At 58.2% G+C, this 16,953-nt stretch carries 17 protein-coding genes and 1 other RNA gene; 8 read left to right on the top strand and 10 right to left on the bottom strand.

Annotated features, from left to right (window positions below):
• The first annotated feature begins 4 nt into the window (after positions 1 to 4).
• Positions 5 to 304 carry an integration host factor subunit alpha gene (gene ihfA / locus DR88_RS12445; RefSeq protein ID WP_002909098.1) on the top strand — a complete coding sequence of 100 codons (300 nt, stop codon included), beginning with the start codon at positions 5 to 7 and terminating at the stop codon, positions 302 to 304.
• Between the two features lie 53 nt (positions 305 to 357).
• Here ihfA and DR88_RS12450 read toward each other — a convergent pair whose 3' ends face one another.
• From DR88_RS12450 to admX, 3 genes are read right to left on the bottom strand one after another with little or no spacing between them, the layout of a single operon-like run.
• Positions 358 to 711 (bottom strand): RidA family protein, encoded by a 354-nt coding sequence (locus DR88_RS12450; RefSeq protein WP_002909094.1) that lies wholly within the window; start codon positions 709 to 711, stop codon positions 358 to 360.
• Positions 708 to 1,973: a D-amino acid dehydrogenase gene (locus tag DR88_RS12455; protein WP_323128184.1), complete on the bottom strand. Its 1,266-nt coding sequence runs from the start codon at positions 1,971 to 1,973 to the stop codon at positions 708 to 710. The genes DR88_RS12450 and DR88_RS12455 overlap by 4 nt, the downstream gene beginning before the upstream one ends.
• Before the next feature lie 37 nt (positions 1,974 to 2,010).
• Positions 2,011 to 2,925, bottom strand: a complete 915-nt coding sequence (admX, locus tag DR88_RS12460; protein ID WP_032443914.1) for an HTH-type transcriptional regulator AdmX — start codon at positions 2,923 to 2,925, stop codon at positions 2,011 to 2,013.
• A 280-nt stretch (positions 2,926 to 3,205) separates the two neighbouring features.
• Between admX and DR88_RS12465 the strand changes: the two genes are divergently transcribed.
• Positions 3,206 to 4,639 (top strand): gluconate:proton symporter, encoded by a 1,434-nt coding sequence (locus DR88_RS12465; RefSeq protein ID WP_004148738.1) that lies wholly within the window; start codon positions 3,206 to 3,208, stop codon positions 4,637 to 4,639.
• Between the two features lie 123 nt (positions 4,640 to 4,762).
• The gene (gene btuC, locus DR88_RS12470) at positions 4,763 to 5,749 is read left to right on the top strand and encodes a vitamin B12 ABC transporter permease BtuC (protein ID WP_004151850.1); all 987 of its coding nucleotides are present in this window, start codon (positions 4,763 to 4,765) and stop codon (positions 5,747 to 5,749) included.
• 36 nt (positions 5,750 to 5,785) lie between these two features.
• On the opposite strand, the gene DR88_RS12475 is transcribed toward btuC, so the two are convergent.
• Positions 5,786 to 6,586, bottom strand: a complete 801-nt coding sequence (locus DR88_RS12475; RefSeq protein ID WP_002909085.1) for a MetQ/NlpA family ABC transporter substrate-binding protein — start codon at positions 6,584 to 6,586, stop codon at positions 5,786 to 5,788.
• Between the two features lie 236 nt (positions 6,587 to 6,822).
• Between DR88_RS12475 and DR88_RS12480 the strand changes: the two genes are divergently transcribed.
• From DR88_RS12480 to selO, 4 genes are all read left to right on the top strand, one after another.
• Complete coding sequence (locus DR88_RS12480) at positions 6,823 to 7,374, top strand: glutathione peroxidase (protein ID WP_004898898.1); 552 nt, start codon at positions 6,823 to 6,825, stop codon at positions 7,372 to 7,374.
• Positions 7,374 to 8,123, top strand: a complete 750-nt coding sequence (gene btuD / locus DR88_RS12485; RefSeq protein ID WP_009485707.1) for a vitamin B12 ABC transporter ATP-binding protein BtuD — start codon at positions 7,374 to 7,376, stop codon at positions 8,121 to 8,123. The genes DR88_RS12480 and btuD overlap by 1 nt, the downstream gene beginning before the upstream one ends.
• A 79-nt stretch (positions 8,124 to 8,202) precedes the next feature.
• Positions 8,203 to 8,667 (top strand): NlpC/P60 family protein, encoded by a 465-nt coding sequence (locus tag DR88_RS12490; RefSeq protein ID WP_002909082.1) that lies wholly within the window; start codon positions 8,203 to 8,205, stop codon positions 8,665 to 8,667.
• A gap of 113 nt (positions 8,668 to 8,780) precedes the next feature.
• A complete protein-coding gene (selO, locus tag DR88_RS12495; protein WP_004148735.1) occupies positions 8,781 to 10,223 on the top strand; it encodes a protein adenylyltransferase SelO in 1,443 nt (480 codons plus the stop codon).
• A gap of 29 nt (positions 10,224 to 10,252) precedes the next feature.
• Here selO and hemP read toward each other — a convergent pair whose 3' ends face one another.
• The 4 genes from hemP to DR88_RS30790 form a co-directional block, all read right to left on the bottom strand.
• Positions 10,253 to 10,432, bottom strand: a complete 180-nt coding sequence (hemP, locus tag DR88_RS12500) for a hemin uptake protein HemP (protein ID WP_230871207.1) — start codon at positions 10,430 to 10,432, stop codon at positions 10,253 to 10,255.
• Between the two features lie 155 nt (positions 10,433 to 10,587).
• Positions 10,588 to 11,634, bottom strand: coding sequence for a 3-deoxy-7-phosphoheptulonate synthase AroH (aroH, locus tag DR88_RS12505; protein WP_004180369.1), 1,047 nt, complete (start codon positions 11,632 to 11,634; stop codon positions 10,588 to 10,590).
• 154 nt (positions 11,635 to 11,788) lie between these two features.
• Positions 11,789 to 12,622, bottom strand: coding sequence for a posphoenolpyruvate synthetase regulatory kinase/phosphorylase PpsR (ppsR, locus tag DR88_RS12510; protein WP_002909061.1), 834 nt, complete (start codon positions 12,620 to 12,622; stop codon positions 11,789 to 11,791).
• A 144-nt stretch (positions 12,623 to 12,766) separates the two neighbouring features.
• Positions 12,767 to 12,886, bottom strand: a complete 120-nt coding sequence (locus DR88_RS30790) for a hypothetical protein (RefSeq protein ID WP_002909058.1) — start codon at positions 12,884 to 12,886, stop codon at positions 12,767 to 12,769.
• 75 nt (positions 12,887 to 12,961) lie between these two features.
• On the opposite strand from DR88_RS30790, the gene ppsA reads away from it, so the two are divergent.
• Positions 12,962 to 15,340 (top strand): phosphoenolpyruvate synthase, encoded by a 2,379-nt coding sequence (ppsA, locus tag DR88_RS12515; RefSeq protein WP_002909055.1) that lies wholly within the window; start codon positions 12,962 to 12,964, stop codon positions 15,338 to 15,340.
• A gap of 86 nt (positions 15,341 to 15,426) precedes the next feature.
• Here the strand turns inward: ppsA and rprA are convergent.
• Together rprA and ydiK are read right to left on the bottom strand one after the other, a co-directional pair.
• Positions 15,427 to 15,534, bottom strand: an RNA gene (gene rprA, locus DR88_RS27395) — antisense sRNA RprA.
• 188 nt (positions 15,535 to 15,722) lie between these two features.
• Entirely contained in the window at positions 15,723 to 16,835 is a 1,113-nt protein-coding gene (gene ydiK / locus DR88_RS12520; protein ID WP_004148729.1) for an AI-2E family transporter YdiK, read from the bottom strand.
• Positions 16,836 to 16,953 lie beyond the last annotated feature (118 nt).

Raw genomic sequence — 16,953 nt, 5'->3', positions numbered from 1 at the left:
ACCTATGGCGCTTACAAAAGCTGAAATGTCAGAATATCTGTTTGATAAGCTTGGGCTTAGCAAGCGGGATGCCAAAGAACTGGTCGAGTTGTTTTTCGAAGAGATCCGTCGTGCTCTGGAAAACGGAGAACAGGTCAAACTCTCCGGGTTCGGCAACTTCGATTTGCGGGATAAAAACCAACGCCCGGGACGTAACCCGAAGACGGGGGAGGATATTCCCATTACAGCCCGGCGCGTGGTGACCTTCAGACCCGGTCAGAAGCTGAAAAGCCGTGTCGAAAACGCGTCGCCGAAAGACAAATGAATCTGAACTAATTAAAAAGGCCGCATTGCGGCCTTTTTCTTTTCTGTCAATCTTTACGCTTTGACGGCGGTGAGCATGATCTCCACCAGGATTTCTGGTCGCGCCATCTCCGCCTGCACGGCCGCTCGCGCCGGGCTATAGCCTTCCGGCATCCATTGCACCCACACCTCATTGAATGCGGCAAAGTCACGCTCGATATTTTTCAACCAGATCTGCGCGGAGAGAATGTGCTGCTTATCGCTCCCGGCCGCGGCCAGCAGCGCGTCGATCTTCTCCAGTACTTCACGGGTTTGTAAAACGATATCGTCTTCATTGCTTTTTGGCGTCTGCCCGGAGAGGAACAGCAGATCGCCATACGCAACGCTGGCGGCAAGACGAGGTTGTGGATTATTACGAATAATTGTCATGCGGTTTGTTTCCATGTGAGACCTTCTAAAGAAATGTCTGGCATCTGATTGTCGATTAACGCGCCCAGCACCACCGCGCTGCCGGCGGCGAGAGTAAAGCCGAGGCTACCCTGGCCGAGGTTCATCCACAGGTTGGGGTAGCCGGCGCGCCCCAGCATCGGCGGGCCGGCTGGCGTTGACGGGCGCATGCCGGTCCAGACTTCGGCCTCGTCCAGCCCCTCCAGTTCAGGAAAGCTGCGGGCGACGATGTTTTTCAGCGCCTGAATGCGGCTTTCGCGCAGTTCGTCGCCGTCGTAGCCGATGTCCACCATCGCCGCGATACGCAGCTGTTGGCCAAGGCGGGCATAAACGATTTTGTGCCCGTAGTCGGTGACGCTGATGTCAGGGGCAATACCTGCTTTTTCAGGATAGGGCAGGGTCAGGCTGTACCCCTTCAGGGTGCACAGCGGCACGCGAACCCCCAGATGCCCAAGCAGAGAACCACTGCCGTTACCGGCGGCGACGACATACTCATCGCCGGTGAGGGTCCCCTGACTGGTCTCTAGGCTGCTGATGCGTCCCCCGCGCTTATTGAGTCGCCGCACCTCACACTGGGTCAGCAGGCTAAAGTCGCTGCTGGCATTGAGCTTGTCGAGCAGGGCAAGGCAGAACTGATGACAATCTGCCGTTTCATCGCCTGGCGAATAGATTCCGCCCTGCAGAGAAGGACAAATATGTTTGAGCGCCGGCTCCAGCTGCAGGCAGGCTTCAGCATTCAGCGCCTGCTGATACTGAGGATCAATCCCTTTTGCTGCTTTATTAAAATCATATTCGCGACGATGGATAATTAATTTTCCGCTGCGCCGCCAGTGGAAATCGGCAAGATTATCCTCATCCCGCCACGCCTGCATGACCTGACGGCTGAGCAGCGACAGGCGTAAAATATGGTCGCCATTCATTTTATTGGTCTGGTTATTACAGGCGCGCAGAAACTGCAGCAGCCAGCGCCACTGCTGGAGAGACATCCTGAGACGCATATTCAGCGGCGAATCGGCTTTGCCCATCCATTTCATTCCCTGCAGGGGAACGCCGCTGTCGGCAAGGGGGGCGACGTAGCGGTAACTTAATTGTCCGCCGTTGGCAAAACTGGTGGCGCTGCCCGGTTCGGCATTGCGCTCCAGTAATTGCACCTGATGGCCGCGCTTGATCAGTTCCCAGGCCGTGGCCAGACCGACCACGCCGCCGCCGATAATGACAATGCGTTTGTTCATAACCCGATATATCCACCGCTGATAAATTTATCGGGTTATGTCAAAGCATTTACCCCAGCGGCGCAATTGACTTTTTATGGTCAGGGTATAACCGCAGGTTAATCTCCTTGAGCTGCTGGCGCAAACGCTGGCAGAGAAAATCGACGAACTTTTGCGCCATCGGGCTCAGGGAAACGTCGGCCCGGCGTAACAGACAGAGGTTAATCGCCATCGGCGGCGTAATGGGATGGATCATCTCCGGGGCCAGGTTGTGCTGGGCGGAGAAGATATCAGTGATGCTGCAGCCCATGCCGCGCTTCACGAACTCGGTGGCCATATAGTAGGTCTGGACGTTTAGCCGGGTGGTGGAAAAGTCGCGACGGGTGGCGATGGCGGCAGAGAGCGAGTGCGGTCCCGGCGAGATCCAGCGCTGCTGGTCGATCTGATCGATCTCCACCGCCCCCTGACGATAATGACGGTCGATGTACACCAGCGGTACTTCGGCAATCAGGGTGGTCAGGATCTCCCCCTGCTGCACCGGCTGTAGCGTCAGCGCCAAATCTATCTCGCGAAAATCCAGTTTTTTGACCAGCGTCTCGGTGTGCTCGGTAGTGAGCGTCATCACCAGGTTGCTGTTTTGCTGATAAAAGTCGGTCACCAGCTCCGGCACCAGGCTTAACCCCAGGCTTGGCAGACAGCCTAAAGTGATCTTGGCGCGCGGATCGCGAGCCAGGTTGTCGGCCAGCAGGCGCAGGTTGTCCAGGTCCTGATAAATGCTCTGCGCTTTTTCGAAAAGTGTGATCGCCTCGCTGGTCGGCAGCAGCTTGCCGCGCACCCGCTGAAACAGGGTAAAACCCAGCTTCATTTCGGCGCTTTTTAACGCTTTGCTGGCCGCGGGCTGGGAGATATTGAGCGCTTCCGCCGCCCGCGATAAAGAGCCGCAGGTCATGACGGCATAGAAGATTTCCAGATGACGCAGTTTCATGAACAGTTAACTCAGGGTTATAGCCTACCGATAAAAAGTCATTTTCTACTAACACTAAGTTAACATAGATTTGATCACCAATCAGCGCATTGGTTACATCTTGTGCTGTAGACCCCGCCCAATGGCGGCATATTACGCTCTCAGAATCGTTTCCTTTGTACCCAAACAAACCCTCAGGCCGCGGCCAATCAATAATGAAAAAGAGGGAGGATATTTTCTGAGCAGGCCCCCATACACCACCTGACCATCATGGTCGGATTGATTGGCATTAAGGAGTGTTATGAGTGACTCAACGCTCACAGGCAATGCGCCTGTCAGACGAAATATCACGCGGAAAAACGTTATTATTGGTCTGTTATTGCTGCTGTTCGTGTTGATCGCGCTGTGGTGCCACGGTCGACCAGGCAGCGAGCTCGGTCTGCTGGGATTTACGCCGCTGGTGGCGCTAGCGATATTATCGCTGATCGGCGTTGATATTGTGCTGGCGGTCATCTCCTCGATTATTATCGCCATGATAATGACCTCGACCGGCCTGCCGGAAATGGGCACGATGCTGGCGAAATCCACCGGGTCATTTATTGCCACCGTTGGGCTTATCATTATGCTCGGCGCCGGCGTGGGGGAAGTGGCCACCCGCACCGGCGCAGCGGTTGAGCTGGTAAAATTTGTCGTCCATCGCATCGGGTTGTCGAGTCAGACGCGGGTGAAATTCGGCATTGTGGCGTCATCGATTTTAATTTGCGGTTCGCTGGGCACTATGGCCGGTGGCAATGCCATTATCGTGGCAGTAATCATTCCGGTGGCGGCAGCGGTACGCTTGACGCCGCCAACGGTCGCCGCGCTGATGATGACCGCCGGTTCCGTTGGGCTGTTTACCGGGCCTTTCACCCCCAGCACCGTGACGATCCTCAGCCTCGGTGGGTTGAGCTATCCGGACTATCTGCTGTACGTTGGTCTGCCGATGAGCGCGGTCACGCTGCTGGCCGGCTGGGTAATGGCGGGACGGATCCAGAAGATGACCGAAGGCAAACTGCGCTATGACGTCGATCTCGCGGAAAAGCCGCAAGAGGATCTCAGCGCCGCGCAGCAGCGTCGGCGTAAATTAAGCGCGCTGGCCTTCGCGGCGACCATCATCGTGATGGCGATCGTTGGCGTGGTGATTAAAGCCGGCTTCAGCTTCGCGATAATCGTGATGCTGCTGGTGGCCCTGATGACCGGCCTGGTAGGCGGCCTGCGACCGACGCAGATCCTTCAGGCCCTGTATCACGGCTGCGGCCGTCTGGTGTGGATGTTTATTCTCTACTGGCTGTACAACCCGATCCTTGAGCTGATGGATGGCCTGCACGCCTATCAGGGGCTGCTGGAGTATACCCAACCGCTGCTGGAGGGGATCTCCCCGGCCTGGCTGTGCTTTAGCATCTTCGCGTTCAATATTATCGGCCATGTGCCCGGTGCGGCGGTGGCCCAGATGACCTTTACTCATAAAATCTTTGGCCCGATGCTGATGGCCGCCGGCGTGCCGCCCCAGGGGACCACCGCCGTGCTGCTGGCCTCATCCCAGGTGGACTGGTTCGGGCCGTTTCCCTCATCAGATATGTTCGGCCAGATGGGGCTGGCGCAGTCTACTCATCTGAAATATATGCTCTATAACGGCTGGGCAATCGTGGTGGCGAACATCATTCTCTTTGCGCTGCTGTTTCAGATTCTGGTGTGACGAACGACCGCAGACGCGGAGGAGATTTTCCTTCGCGTCGACGAACGGGCGCGAGGTTTTCCTTTTCTCACCGCGACAGCCACCGTAAAATCAGCCTCTTGTTCCCCCTGCGTAATGGAATCTATGCTGACTCTCGCCCATCTTCAACAGCGCCGCAGCCGGCGTTGGCTCTTCGGATTAACGCTGTTGCTGCTGGTCACCCTGCTGATCAGCCTGTGCGCGGGGGAGCAATGGATCCCGCCCGGCGAGTGGCTCAGCGCCAAAGGCCAGCTGTTTATCTGGCAGATCCGCCTGCCGCGAACCCTGGCGGTGCTGCTGGTGGGGGCGGCGCTGGCGCTCTCCGGGGCGATTATGCAGGCGTTGTTTGAAAATCCGCTGGCGGAGCCGGGGCTGCTGGGGGTCTCCAACGGCGCGGGCGTCGGGCTGATTGCTGCCGTCCTGCTGGGCAAAGGAGTCTTGCCCGGCTGGGCGCTCGGCCTGTGTGCCATCTTTGGCGCGCTGCTGATCACTTTTATTCTGCTGCGTTTTGCCCGCCGCCATCTTTCTACCAGCCGTCTGCTGCTGGCGGGGGTGGCGCTGGGGATCATCTGCAGCGCCCTGATGACCTGGGCAGTCTACTTCTCCACCTCTTTTGACCTGCGTCAGCTAATGTACTGGATGATGGGCGGGTTTGGCGGCGTCGACTGGCAACAGCTGTGGCTGATGATAGCCCTCCTGCCGGTGCTCTGCTGGGTCTGTCTGCAGTCGCAACCCCTGAATTTACTGGCGCTGGGCGAAGTCTCCGCTCGTCAGCTTGGGCTGCCGCTGTGGCTGTGGCGCAAATTACTGGTGGTGGCGACCGGCTGGATGGTCGGCGTTAGCGTGGCGCTGGCGGGGGCGATTGGCTTTATCGGTCTGGTGATCCCGCATATTCTGCGGCTATGCGGCTTGAGCGATCACCGGGTGTTGCTCCCGGCCTGTATGCTGGCCGGGGCAAGCGCCTTGCTGGGGGCGGATATCATTGCCCGGCTGGCGCTTTCCGCCGCAGAGCTGCCGATTGGCGTGGTGACGGCGACCCTGGGCGCGCCGGTCTTTATCTGGTTGCTGCTGCGTTCGCGGGGGCGGGGATAGCGCGGCGCCGTCGGCAGGGACGGCGCCGGTTCAGGCTTACCAGCCTTTGATCGCGTCGCCTTTGTAGACTTCCTTCGCTTTTTCCGCGACTTCGCTGGTCTGGAAGGCGGCTTTTAATTCCTGAATTTTCTTGCTGTCCTTATTATCCTCGCGGGCGACTATCGCATTCACGTATGGGGAATCCGGCCCCTCCATAAACAGACCGTCGCGGGCGGCCGACAGGCCCGCCTGGGCGGAGAAGTTGGTGTTAATGATTGACAGGCTGACGTTCGGATCGTCAAGGGTACGGGTCAGCTGCGGGGTATCCACTTCAACAATTTTCAGCTGTTTCGGATTGTCGATGATATCCAGCGTGGTGGGTAAATAGCCGACGCCCGGTTTCAGCTTGAGTAACCCCTGCGCCTGAAGCAGCAGCAGGCTGCGGCCCAGGGTGGTGGTTTCATTAGAGATGGTCACCGTCGCCCCTTCGGGCAGTTCGCTGATATTTTTGATCCGGTGAGAATAGGCGGCGATAGGGAAGACAAAGGTTTTACCGACCACCGCAAATTTATAGCCGCGTTCTTTCGACTGCGCCTCAAGGTACGGCAGGGTCTGGAAGGCGTTGGCATCGACATCTTTGTTGTTCAGCGCTTCGTTGGGCAGCACATAATCATTGAAGGAGACCACTTCGACGTCGAGGTGGTATTTATCCTTCGCCACCTGCTCCACCACTTTCCAGATGGCTTCGTCCGGCCCGGTATTGATAGCGACTTTTACTTTATTATCTTCATCCGGGGAGCAGGCGCTCAGTAGGGCGACAGAGGTGGCGATTAACGCCAGGCTAAACAACTTCTTCATCACTAAAACTCTCTTAAATTAACAAGTAACGAAACCATATTACATTCATGGAACACTGTACACGGAAATGGTCGACGGCCCAATTGAGAGGATTTCATGTTGCCGGCGGCCAGCGAAGCGCTGTTACATCATGCGACAACTCGGGGGGAATGGCAGTAGAATGGCGGGCGCTGAATCCGCTACAGTAGAAAGGGATCACCTTCACCGGAAACCGGTTTATCCATTGAGGACAGGCTATGCAACATGACATTCTGAATACCGAAGTGACGACCATTGATGGCGAGAAAACTACCCTGGCATCCTTTGCCGGCAAGGTGCTGCTGATCGTCAATGTGGCCTCGAAATGCGGCCTGACGCCGCAGTATGAGCAACTCGAGGATCTGCAAAAGCAGTTTGCCGCCGAGGGCTTCAGCGTGCTGGGGTTCCCCTGCAACCAGTTCCTCGGCCAGGAGCCGGGCAGTGAAGAGGAGATTAAGACCTTCTGCAGCACTACCTACGGCGTCACCTTCCCGCTGTTTAGCAAAATTGACGTCAACGGCGAACATCGCGCGCCGCTCTATCAAAAACTGATTGCCGCCGCGCCGAAAGCGGTGGCCCCGGAAGGCAGCGGTTTTTATGAGCGGATGGCCAGCAAAGGCCGGGCACCGCTGTATGTGGACGACATTCTGTGGAACTTCGAAAAATTCCTCGTCGATCGCCAGGGCAACGTCATTCAGCGCTTCTCTCCGGATATGACGCCGGACGATCCGCAGCTGGTGGCGGCGATTAAAGGAGCGCTGGCGCAATAATGTCGTTTCTGATGCAGCTACAGGATGTAGAAGCGGCGGGGCGCCTGGCCCCGTTTTCTGCGGCCTTTCGCGCCGGGGAGATTGTCCATCTGGTGGGGCCGAACGGCGCAGGGAAGAGCACGCTGCTGACCCGCATGGCGGGGCTGTCCGACGGCCCCGGCACGGTTCATTTTAACGGCCGGCTGCTTGACGAGTGGCCGGCGAGGGAGCTGGCGCGCCGTCGCGGGTATCTGTGTCAACACCAGACCCCGCCGTTCGCCATGCCGGTATGGCACTACCTGGCGCTGCATATGCAGCAGCAGGGTGATAGCGCCCGTCTGAGCGATATCGCGGCCAGGCTTGGTCTGGACAATAAGCTGGGCCGTCCGGTCAATCAGCTGTCGGGCGGCGAGTGGCAGCGCGTGCGGCTGGCGGCAGTGATCCTGCAGATCGATCCCTTGAGTAATTCCGCGGGTCAGCTGCTGCTGCTGGATGAGCCGATGAACAGTCTGGATGTGGCCCAGCAGGCGGCGCTGGATCGGCTGTTACACGAGCTGAGCGCGGCGGGGATTGCTGTGGTGATGAGCAGCCACGATCTCAACCATACCCTGCGCCACGCCGGTCAGAGCTGGCTGCTCTGCCAGGGGGAAGCCATCGCCTGCGGGGAGACCGCCGAGGTGCTGAATGAGGAAAATTTAACCGCCGCCTATGCGATCCCGTTCCAGCGCGTTGAGGTGGCCGGTCATATTATGCTCATCGCGTCACAGTAGCACGCAGTTATCTTGTCACTATATTGATAAACAAGCTAAATTATTGCGATAGAGACTAGGGACAGAGGGATCATCTGAAATGCGCTTCTGGTTCATGTTGGCGGCGGCGTTAATTTTAGCCGGCTGCAGCAGCCATCGGGCACCGCCGCCGAATCCTCGGCTGGCTGACTCCATCACGGTGGTGGCGAATCTGAACGAGCAGCTGCGCAGCTGGCGCGGCGCGCCGTATCGCTACGGCGGCATGACGCCGCGCGGCGTTGACTGCTCCGGCTTCGTGGTGCGCACGTTTCGCGATAAATTTGCCCTCCAGCTGCCGCGTGAAACCCGCGAGCAGGCGGAGATCGGCACCCGCATCGATAAGCGCGATCTGCTGCCCGGCGATCTGGTGTTCTTCAAAACCGGCTCAGGGGAGAGCGGTTTGCACGTTGGCATCTACGATACCGACAACCAGTTTATTCACGCCTCCACCAGCCAGGGCGTCACCCGTTCCTCGCTGGATAACGTCTACTGGAACAAAAAGTTCTGGCAGGCGCGGCGAATCTGACGTCATTCAGAAGCAAGAGGGAAGCGAACGCTTCCCTTTTTTATGCCGATAACCCTGCACTCCGCCCGTGTTAATCCGCTGTTCCAGGCACTACACTGGAGAGAGGAGGAACCATGACCCTTTCTTTTACCACCCACTGGCGGGATGAACTGCCGGACTTTTACACTTCCCTGTCACCAACGCCGTTGGATAACGCCCGACTCATCTGGCGCAACGCTCCGCTGGCGCAACAGCTGGGGGTGCCCGACGCCCTGTTTGCGCCTGAAAGCGGGGCCGGTGTCTGGGGCGGCGAAGCGCTGCTTCCGGGCATGTCGCCGCTGGCGCAGGTATACAGCGGCCATCAGTTTGGCGCCTGGGCCGGCCAGCTGGGCGACGGACGCGGGATCCTGCTCGGCGAGCAGCAGCTGGCGGATGGCCGCCGTTACGACTGGCATCTGAAAGGCGCCGGCCTGACTCCTTATTCGCGGATGGGGGACGGCCGCGCCGTGCTGCGCTCGACGATCCGGGAAAGTCTGGCGTCGGAGGCGATGCACGCTCTGGGGATCCCGACGACGCGCGCCCTGGCGATGGTGACCAGCGATACCCCGGTCTACCGCGAGCGCGTGGAGCCCGGCGCGATGCTGATGCGGGTGGCCGAGAGCCATGTCCGCTTCGGCCATTTCGAACATTTTTACTATCGCCGTGAGCCGCAGAAGGTCCAGCAACTGGCCGACTATGTTATTCGCCACCACTGGCCGCAGCTGCAGGGTGAGGCGGATAAGTACCTGTTATGGTTCCGTGACATTGTCACGCGTACCGCGCAGACTATCGCCAGCTGGCAAACCGTGGGCTTTGCCCATGGGGTGATGAATACCGACAACATGTCGATTCTCGGTCTGACCATCGACTACGGCCCGTATGGCTTCCTTGACGATTTTCAACCGGACTTCATCTGCAACCACTCCGATTATCAGGGGCGCTACAGTTTTGAAAACCAGCCGGCGGTGGGGCTGTGGAATCTGCAGCGTCTCGCCCAATCGCTGTCGCCGTTTATCAGCGCTGAAGCGTTAAACGTGGCGCTGGATGAGTATCAGCACGCCTTGCTGACCGCTTATGGCCAGCGGATGCGCGATAAACTCGGCCTGTTCAGCCAGCAGAAAGGGGATAACGACCTGCTGGACGGGCTGTTTGCCCTGATGATCCGCGAGAAGAGCGACTATACCCGGACGTTCCGCCTGCTGAGCCACAGCGAACAGCTCAGCGCCGTTTCGCCGCTGCGCGATGAGTTTATCGACCGCGCGGCCTTTGACAGCTGGTTTGCCGGGTATCGTGCGCGGCTGCGTGATGAACAGGTGGACGACGCGCAGCGCCAGCAGAGGATGCAGGGCGTGAATCCGGCGCTGGTGTTACGTAACTGGCTGGCGCAGCGGGCGATCGAGCAGGCTGAGGCGGGCGATATGGGCGAGCTGGAGCGCCTGCATGCCGCGCTGGCAGACCCCTTTACCGATCGCGAGGACGACTACGTCCGCCGCCCGCCGGACTGGGGGAAACGTCTGGAAGTCAGCTGCTCGAGCTAACTTGCCTCGCCCCGCGTTCAGCGGGGCGCTTACTTGGTCAGAATTATCTTCCCGGCGTGGGTCTGGCGCAGCAGATAGCGCTGGCCGCCATGCTCAATCACTACTCGTCCTTCGCTGCCTAACAGAACCCGACTGCTGATCTCTCTGTCCGTCGCCACGGGATAAGGGGCATTGTCTTTTGGTTTTTCAGCTGTGGCAGTGTTATCCATACGCGTCATAGCTCTCAGAATAAAAATCAAGGCAACAATGATAATCATTATCAATATTGTTGTTTTTGACGGCAAGCGTTATTTATCGTGTTACCGGATTTGGTAGGGGAGTCAGCGAAGAGAATTGCCCGCCGCAGGCGCGGCGGGCGGAGCGGTTACAGGCGGGTGGCGGTGGCCGCAGCCAGCTCGCTCAATAATCTTTCGCTGTCTTCCCAGCTCAGGCAGGGGTCGGTGATCGACTGGCCCCAGGTCAACGGCTGGCCGGGGACCACTTTCTGAGTGCCTTCCTGCAGGAAGCTTTCGGCCATAATCCCGGCGATGGCGGTGGAGCCCGCGCGAATTTGCTGACAGATATCGGCGCACACCTCCAGCTGACGGCGGTGCTGCTTCTGGCAGTTGCCATGGCTGAAATCAACGACCAGCTGTTCCGGCAGATCGAATTCACGCAGCGCCTCGCCGGCGGCGGCGATATCCTCGGCGTGATAGTTTGGCCGTTTGCCGCCGCGCATAATGATGTGCCCGTACGGGTTGCCGCTGGTCTGGTAAATCGTCATCTGCCCCTGCTTGTCCGGAGAGAGGAACATATGGCTGGCGCGGGAGGCGCGGATGGCGTCCACCGCGATGCGCGTATTGCCGTCGGTGCCGTTTTTAAATCCAACCGGGCAGGAGAGCGCTGAGGCCATTTCACGGTGGATCTGGCTTTCAGTGGTGCGCGCCCCGATGGCCCCCCAGCTGATGAGATCGGCGATAAACTGACCGGTCACCATATCGAGAAACTCGGTGGCCGTCGGTACCCCCAGCTCATTAACCTGCAGCAGCAGGCGCCGCGCCAGCTCAATTCCGTGGTTGACCCGGTAGCTGCCGTTGAGGTCGGGATCGGAGATTAAGCCTTTCCAGCCCACCACGGTACGCGGTTTTTCAAAGTAGGTGCGCATCACGATCTCCAGCTGCGGCTGGTAGCGCTCGCGCATGCCCTGCAGGCGGCGGGCATACTCCAGCGCCGCGTCGGTGTCGTGAATGGAGCAGGGGCCGATAATCACCAGCAGTCGGCGGTCTTCGCCGTTGAGGATTTTTTCAATTCGGCGGCGGGAGGCCGAGACGTGGGCAGCCACGTCGGCCGTCACGGGATGGCGCTGGGCCAGCTCCGCGGGCGTTACCAGGCTCTCAATGCGCGCGGTACGCAATTCGTCTGTTTTATTCATTGGGGTCTCAAAAATCTGTTTCTTCCGCGGCGAAAATGCCGGGAAGTGATGCGCATCACGATAAACCAATCCCTGCTTATTGCAAGAGCAGGGCATGATCCTGTATAGGCCACGGGTGATAGCATAAACAAATTTTTAATAATGTACTAGTGTATTAGTACATCCTGCGATTCAGCCCCATGATGTCCATGATTTTTGTCGCAATTTCCTCAACAGAATAGTTGGTGCTGTTCAGGCAGGGGATTTTATTCTTGCGATACAGGGCCTCCACTTCGGTCACTTCCATCCGACACTGGCGCAGCGAGGCGTAGCGGCTGTTCTCCCGGCGCTCCTCGCGGATCGCCGCCAGACGCTCCGGATTGATGGTCAGGCCGAACATCTTATGCTGCAGGGGTTTCAGCGAGGCCGGCAGCACCAGATTGTCCATATCGTCGGCGATAAACGGATAGTTGGCGGCGCGAATACCGTACTGCATGGCGAGATACAGACTAGTGGGTGTTTTGCCGCAGCGCGAGACGCCGAGGAGGATCACCTGCGCCTGGTCAAGGTTGCGCAGCGAGATGCCATCGTCATGGGCGAGGGTATAATCGATGGCGGCGATACGCGCATCGTATTTAATCAGGTTGCCGGGGTTGAGGCCGTGGGTGCGGTGGGCCACCGGCGTCGGGTCGAGGTTGAGCTCCTGCTGCAGCGGGGCCACCAGCGCCTGCACGATATCCTGACAAAAGCCTTCGCTTTGCAGAATAATGTCGCGTATTTCCGGGATGACGATGGAGTAGAACACCAGCGGGCGAATACCCGTTTGCTGATAGATGGCGTCGATCTGCTCCTTTACCGCCCGCGCGCGGCTGATGTTTTCCACAAACGGCAGGGTTACGCTGCTGATGGCGACCGGGAATTGCGACATCACGGCATGCCCCAGCACCTCCGCCGTGATGGCGGTACCGTCAGAAATATAAAATACGTGGCGATCTACAGCACTTTCCATTTTGACCATCCGGTATAATGAGTTTAATTGCCTGCAAGCGGATATTAAATTTAAGCATATCCCTGTTTGATTTGTCTCTTGTTAAAATTGAAACGCTATTTTTGTTTTTTATGAAAAGGGTGGTTCATTTTCTTTTTGTCGCCGTTATTTCCAGCGTTTTTCATCAGAATTCCTAAAAATCATCAAGTTAGCAATATCGGGGGAACAGTCCGAAAAATGAAAAAATAATTTGCTTGAACGATTCACCGTTTTTTTCAGCTTCATAAATATGTCAGGATAATCCTGCAGTCGATCGTGAAATTTTTTTCACTGGTATTAAATCACAAAAGGATTGTCTCGATGTCCAACAATGGCTCGTCACCGCTGGTGCTTTGGTATAACCAACTCGGCATGAATGATGTAGACAGAGTTGGGGGCAAAAATGCCTCCCTTGGTGAAATGATTACGAATCTGTCCGGTATGGGTGTTTCCGTACCTAACGGGTTTGCCACCACCGCTGATGCTTTCAATCAGTTCCTGGACCAAAGCGGTGTTAACCAGCGCATCTATGCGCTGCTGGATGAAACCGACATTGACGACGTTTCCGCATTAGCGAAAGCGGGCGCGCAGATCCGACAGTGGATCATCGATACCCCCTTCCAGAGCGAACTGGAAAACGCGATTCGCGATGCTTATGACCTGCTGTCCGCCGATGACGCCGAGGCCTCATTCGCCGTGCGCTCTTCCGCCACCGCGGAAGATATGCCGGACGCCTCCTTCGCCGGACAGCAAGAGACATTCCTCAACGTGCAGGGCTTTGACGCCGTGCTCGTTGCCGTGAAGCACGTATTTGCTTCGCTGTTTAACGATCGCGCAATCTCCTATCGCGTGCATCAGGGTTACGATCACCGCGGCGTGGCGCTCTCCGCCGGGGTGCAGAGGATGGTCCGCTCCGATCTGGCCTCCTCCGGCGTCATGTTCTCCATCGATACCGAATCCGGCTTTGACCAGGTGGTGTTTATCACCTCGGCGTGGGGTTTGGGCGAGATGGTGGTGCAGGGTGCGGTGAACCCGGACGAATTCTACGTCCACAAACCGACGCTGGCCGCTGGCCGTCCGGCGATCGTGCGCCGCACCATGGGGTCGAAAAAGATCCGTATGGTTTACGCGCCGACCCAGGAGCACGGTAAACAGGTGCGTATCGAAGATGTGCCGCAGGCGCAGCGCGATATTTTCTCGTTAAGCAACGAGGAAGTGCAGGAGCTGGCGAAGCAGGCGGTGCAGATCGAGAAGCACTACGGCCGTCCGATGGATATCGAGTGGGCGAAAGATGGCCACACCGGTAAGCTGTTTATCGTCCAGGCGCGTCCTGAAACCGTGCGTTCCCGCGGCCAGGTGATGGAGCGTTATACCCTCCACGCTCAGGGGCAGATCATCGCCGAAGGGCGCGCCATCGGCCACCGCATTGGCGCCGGTCCGGTCAAGGTGATCCATGATATCAGCGAGATGAATCGCATTGAGCCAGGCGACGTACTGGTTACCGACATGACCGACCCGGACTGGGAACCGATCATGAAAAAAGCCTCGGCGATTGTCACCAACCGCGGCGGGCGTACCTGTCACGCGGCGATTATCGCCCGTGAGCTGGGGATCCCGGCGGTGGTCGGCTGCGGCGATGCTACCGATCGCATTCAGGAAAATCAGAATGTCACCGTCTCCTGCGCCGAAGGCGACACCGGCTATGTCTACGCCGAGCTGCTCGACTTCAGCGTCAAGAGCTCCAGCGTCGGCGACATGCCGGATCTGCCGCTGAAGGTGATGATGAACGTCGGCAACCCGGATCGCGCGTTCGACTTCGCCTGCCTGCCGAACGAAGGCGTCGGTCTGGCGCGGCTGGAATTTATCATCAACCGTATGATTGGCGTTCATCCGCGCGCGCTGCTGGAGTTTGACGACCAGGAGCCGGGCCTGCAGAACGAAATCCGCGAGCTGATGAAAGGCTACGATTCGCCGAGAGAGTTCTACGTTGGCCGCCTGACCGAAGGGATCGCCACCCTCGGCGCCGCTTTCTATCCGAAACGGGTGATCGTGCGTCTGTCGGACTTCAAATCGAACGAATACGCCAACCTGGTGGGCGGCGAGCGCTATGAGCCGGAAGAAGAGAACCCGATGCTCGGCTTCCGCGGCGCCGGACGCTACGTTTCCGAAAGCTTCCGCGACTGCTTCGCCCTGGAGTGCGAAGCGATGAAGCGCGTGCGTAACGATATGGGACTGACCAACGTTGAAGTGATGGTCCCGTTCGTCCGTACCGTCGCCCAGGCGAAAGCGGTGGTCGAAGAGCTGGAGCGTCAGGGGCTGAAGCGCGGCGAGAACGGGCTGAAGATCATTATGATGTGCGAGATCCCGTCGAACGCCTTGCTGGCGGAGCAGTTCCTCGAGTACTTCGACGGCTTCTCCATCGGTTCGAACGACATGACCCAGCTGGCGCTCGGTCTGGACCGCGATTCCGGTGTGGTTTCTGAGCTGTTTGATGAACGCAACGACGCGGTGAAAGCCCTGCTGTCGATGGCCATCCGCGCGGCGAAAAAACAGGGTAAATACGTCGGCATCTGCGGCCAGGGGCCGTCTGACCATGAGGATTTCGCCGCCTGGCTGATGGAAGAGGGGATTGATAGCTTGTCCCTGAACCCGGATACCGTGGTACAAACCTGGTTAGGTCTGGCGGAACTGAAAAAATAAGTTCGCCCTGACAGGACCGATCCCCGGCAGCGATGCCGGGGATTTTTTTTACCGGTGTCAGGCTATCTGGTGTCGTGATGCGCAGGGCAAAAAAAAGCCCATCGTGGGAGATGGGCAAAGACTACACACAGCAATTCGTTGTTTCACTCAGGGGATTTCCATGCTTATAAATCAAGGTGTTGATTTATAACCGTGAGCTAATAGTAGGCAGCGGGGCCTTTGCCGTCGATCAGATTCCTCTCAATAGTTAAATTGTTGTGAAGGACCGGGGGAGGAAAGCGAGGTGAAGGGCGCGCGGGGCCAGCGCATTGCCGGCGATCAATAAATTTTGCTTAACAATATGCGGGCAAAGAAACAGGCGGGTCTCCCCGCCTGCCAGGCATTACTTGCGACCGGCCTCCAGCTCACTAAGCTCTTCAAGGACGACGTCAGGGTCTTTCGGCGGCGGCGGCACCTCATGCACCCAGGCGTCATACAGCCGCCAGGAGACGGCCAGCAGCACCGGACCGATAAACAGGCCGATCATGCCGAAGGCGATCAGGCCGCCAATGACGCCGGTGAGGATAAGGATCATTGGCAGGTCGGCGCCCATGCGGATGAGCACCGGACGAATAACGTTGTCCATGGTGCCGACTACGCAGCTCCAGACCAGCAGCACGGTGCCCCAGGTGGTGTCCCCGCTCCAGTAAAGCCAGATAATCGACGGCACCAAAACCAGTAAAGGGCCGAGCTGGACCAGACAGGTAAAGATCATCACCACGGTCAGCAGAGCGGCGTAGGGCACGCCGGAGACGGCAAGGCCAATCCCGCCCAGTACCGCCTGAGTGAGGGCCGTGACCACCACGCCCAGCGCCACGGCGCGCACGGCCTGGCCGGCCAGCAGCACCGCGGCGTCGCCGCGTTTGGCCGCGAGGCGCGTGGCGAAGTAGCGGAAACCATAGGCCACCTGCTCGCCGCGCCAGTAGAGCAGCGCGCTGAACAGCAGCATCAAACCGCAGTAGACCAGCAGCTTGCCGATGTGCGCCGCCTGACCGACAAACCAGCTGGTGGTGGTGCCAATATAGGGACGAACCTTGGCCATAATCGCCGAGCCGCCCATATCCAGCAGACCGTGCCAGGCGGAGTACAGTTTATCGCCGACCAGCGGTACGCTGTTGAGCCAGGCGAAATCCGGCAGCGTCACATTTCCGCTGCTGATGAGTTTGATCAGCGGAACGCTGTTATCCACCAGGCTGTTGACCAGCAGAGCAATAGGAATAACGAATAGCAAAAACAGCAACAGGGTCATCGCCAGCACCGCCAGCAGTCGTTTGCCGAACAGCACACGCTGCAGACGCAGCAGCACCGGCCAGGTGGCGATCACCACCGTACCGGCCCAGGCGAAGGACAGAATAAACGGCTGCACAACCCACAGGCAGGATATGATAATCAGGGCCAGGAACAGCACCGACAGCAGTATTTGCGGAATGTCCCGAGGCTGATGGGGATTAATCATAGAGAAATTTTACCTTTCCAGTCGCGCCAAACAGCTGGCGCCGCGTAAATCCATATACTGATAATAATATCAATAATTTTGCCGGGCTGATTTTGCACAGAAAACACGTGGGCGCATA

Source organism: Klebsiella pneumoniae (assembly GCF_000742135.1).
Lineage (GTDB): Bacteria > Pseudomonadota > Gammaproteobacteria > Enterobacterales > Enterobacteriaceae > Klebsiella > Klebsiella pneumoniae.
This window is presented reverse-complemented; position numbering and strand designations above follow the sequence as displayed.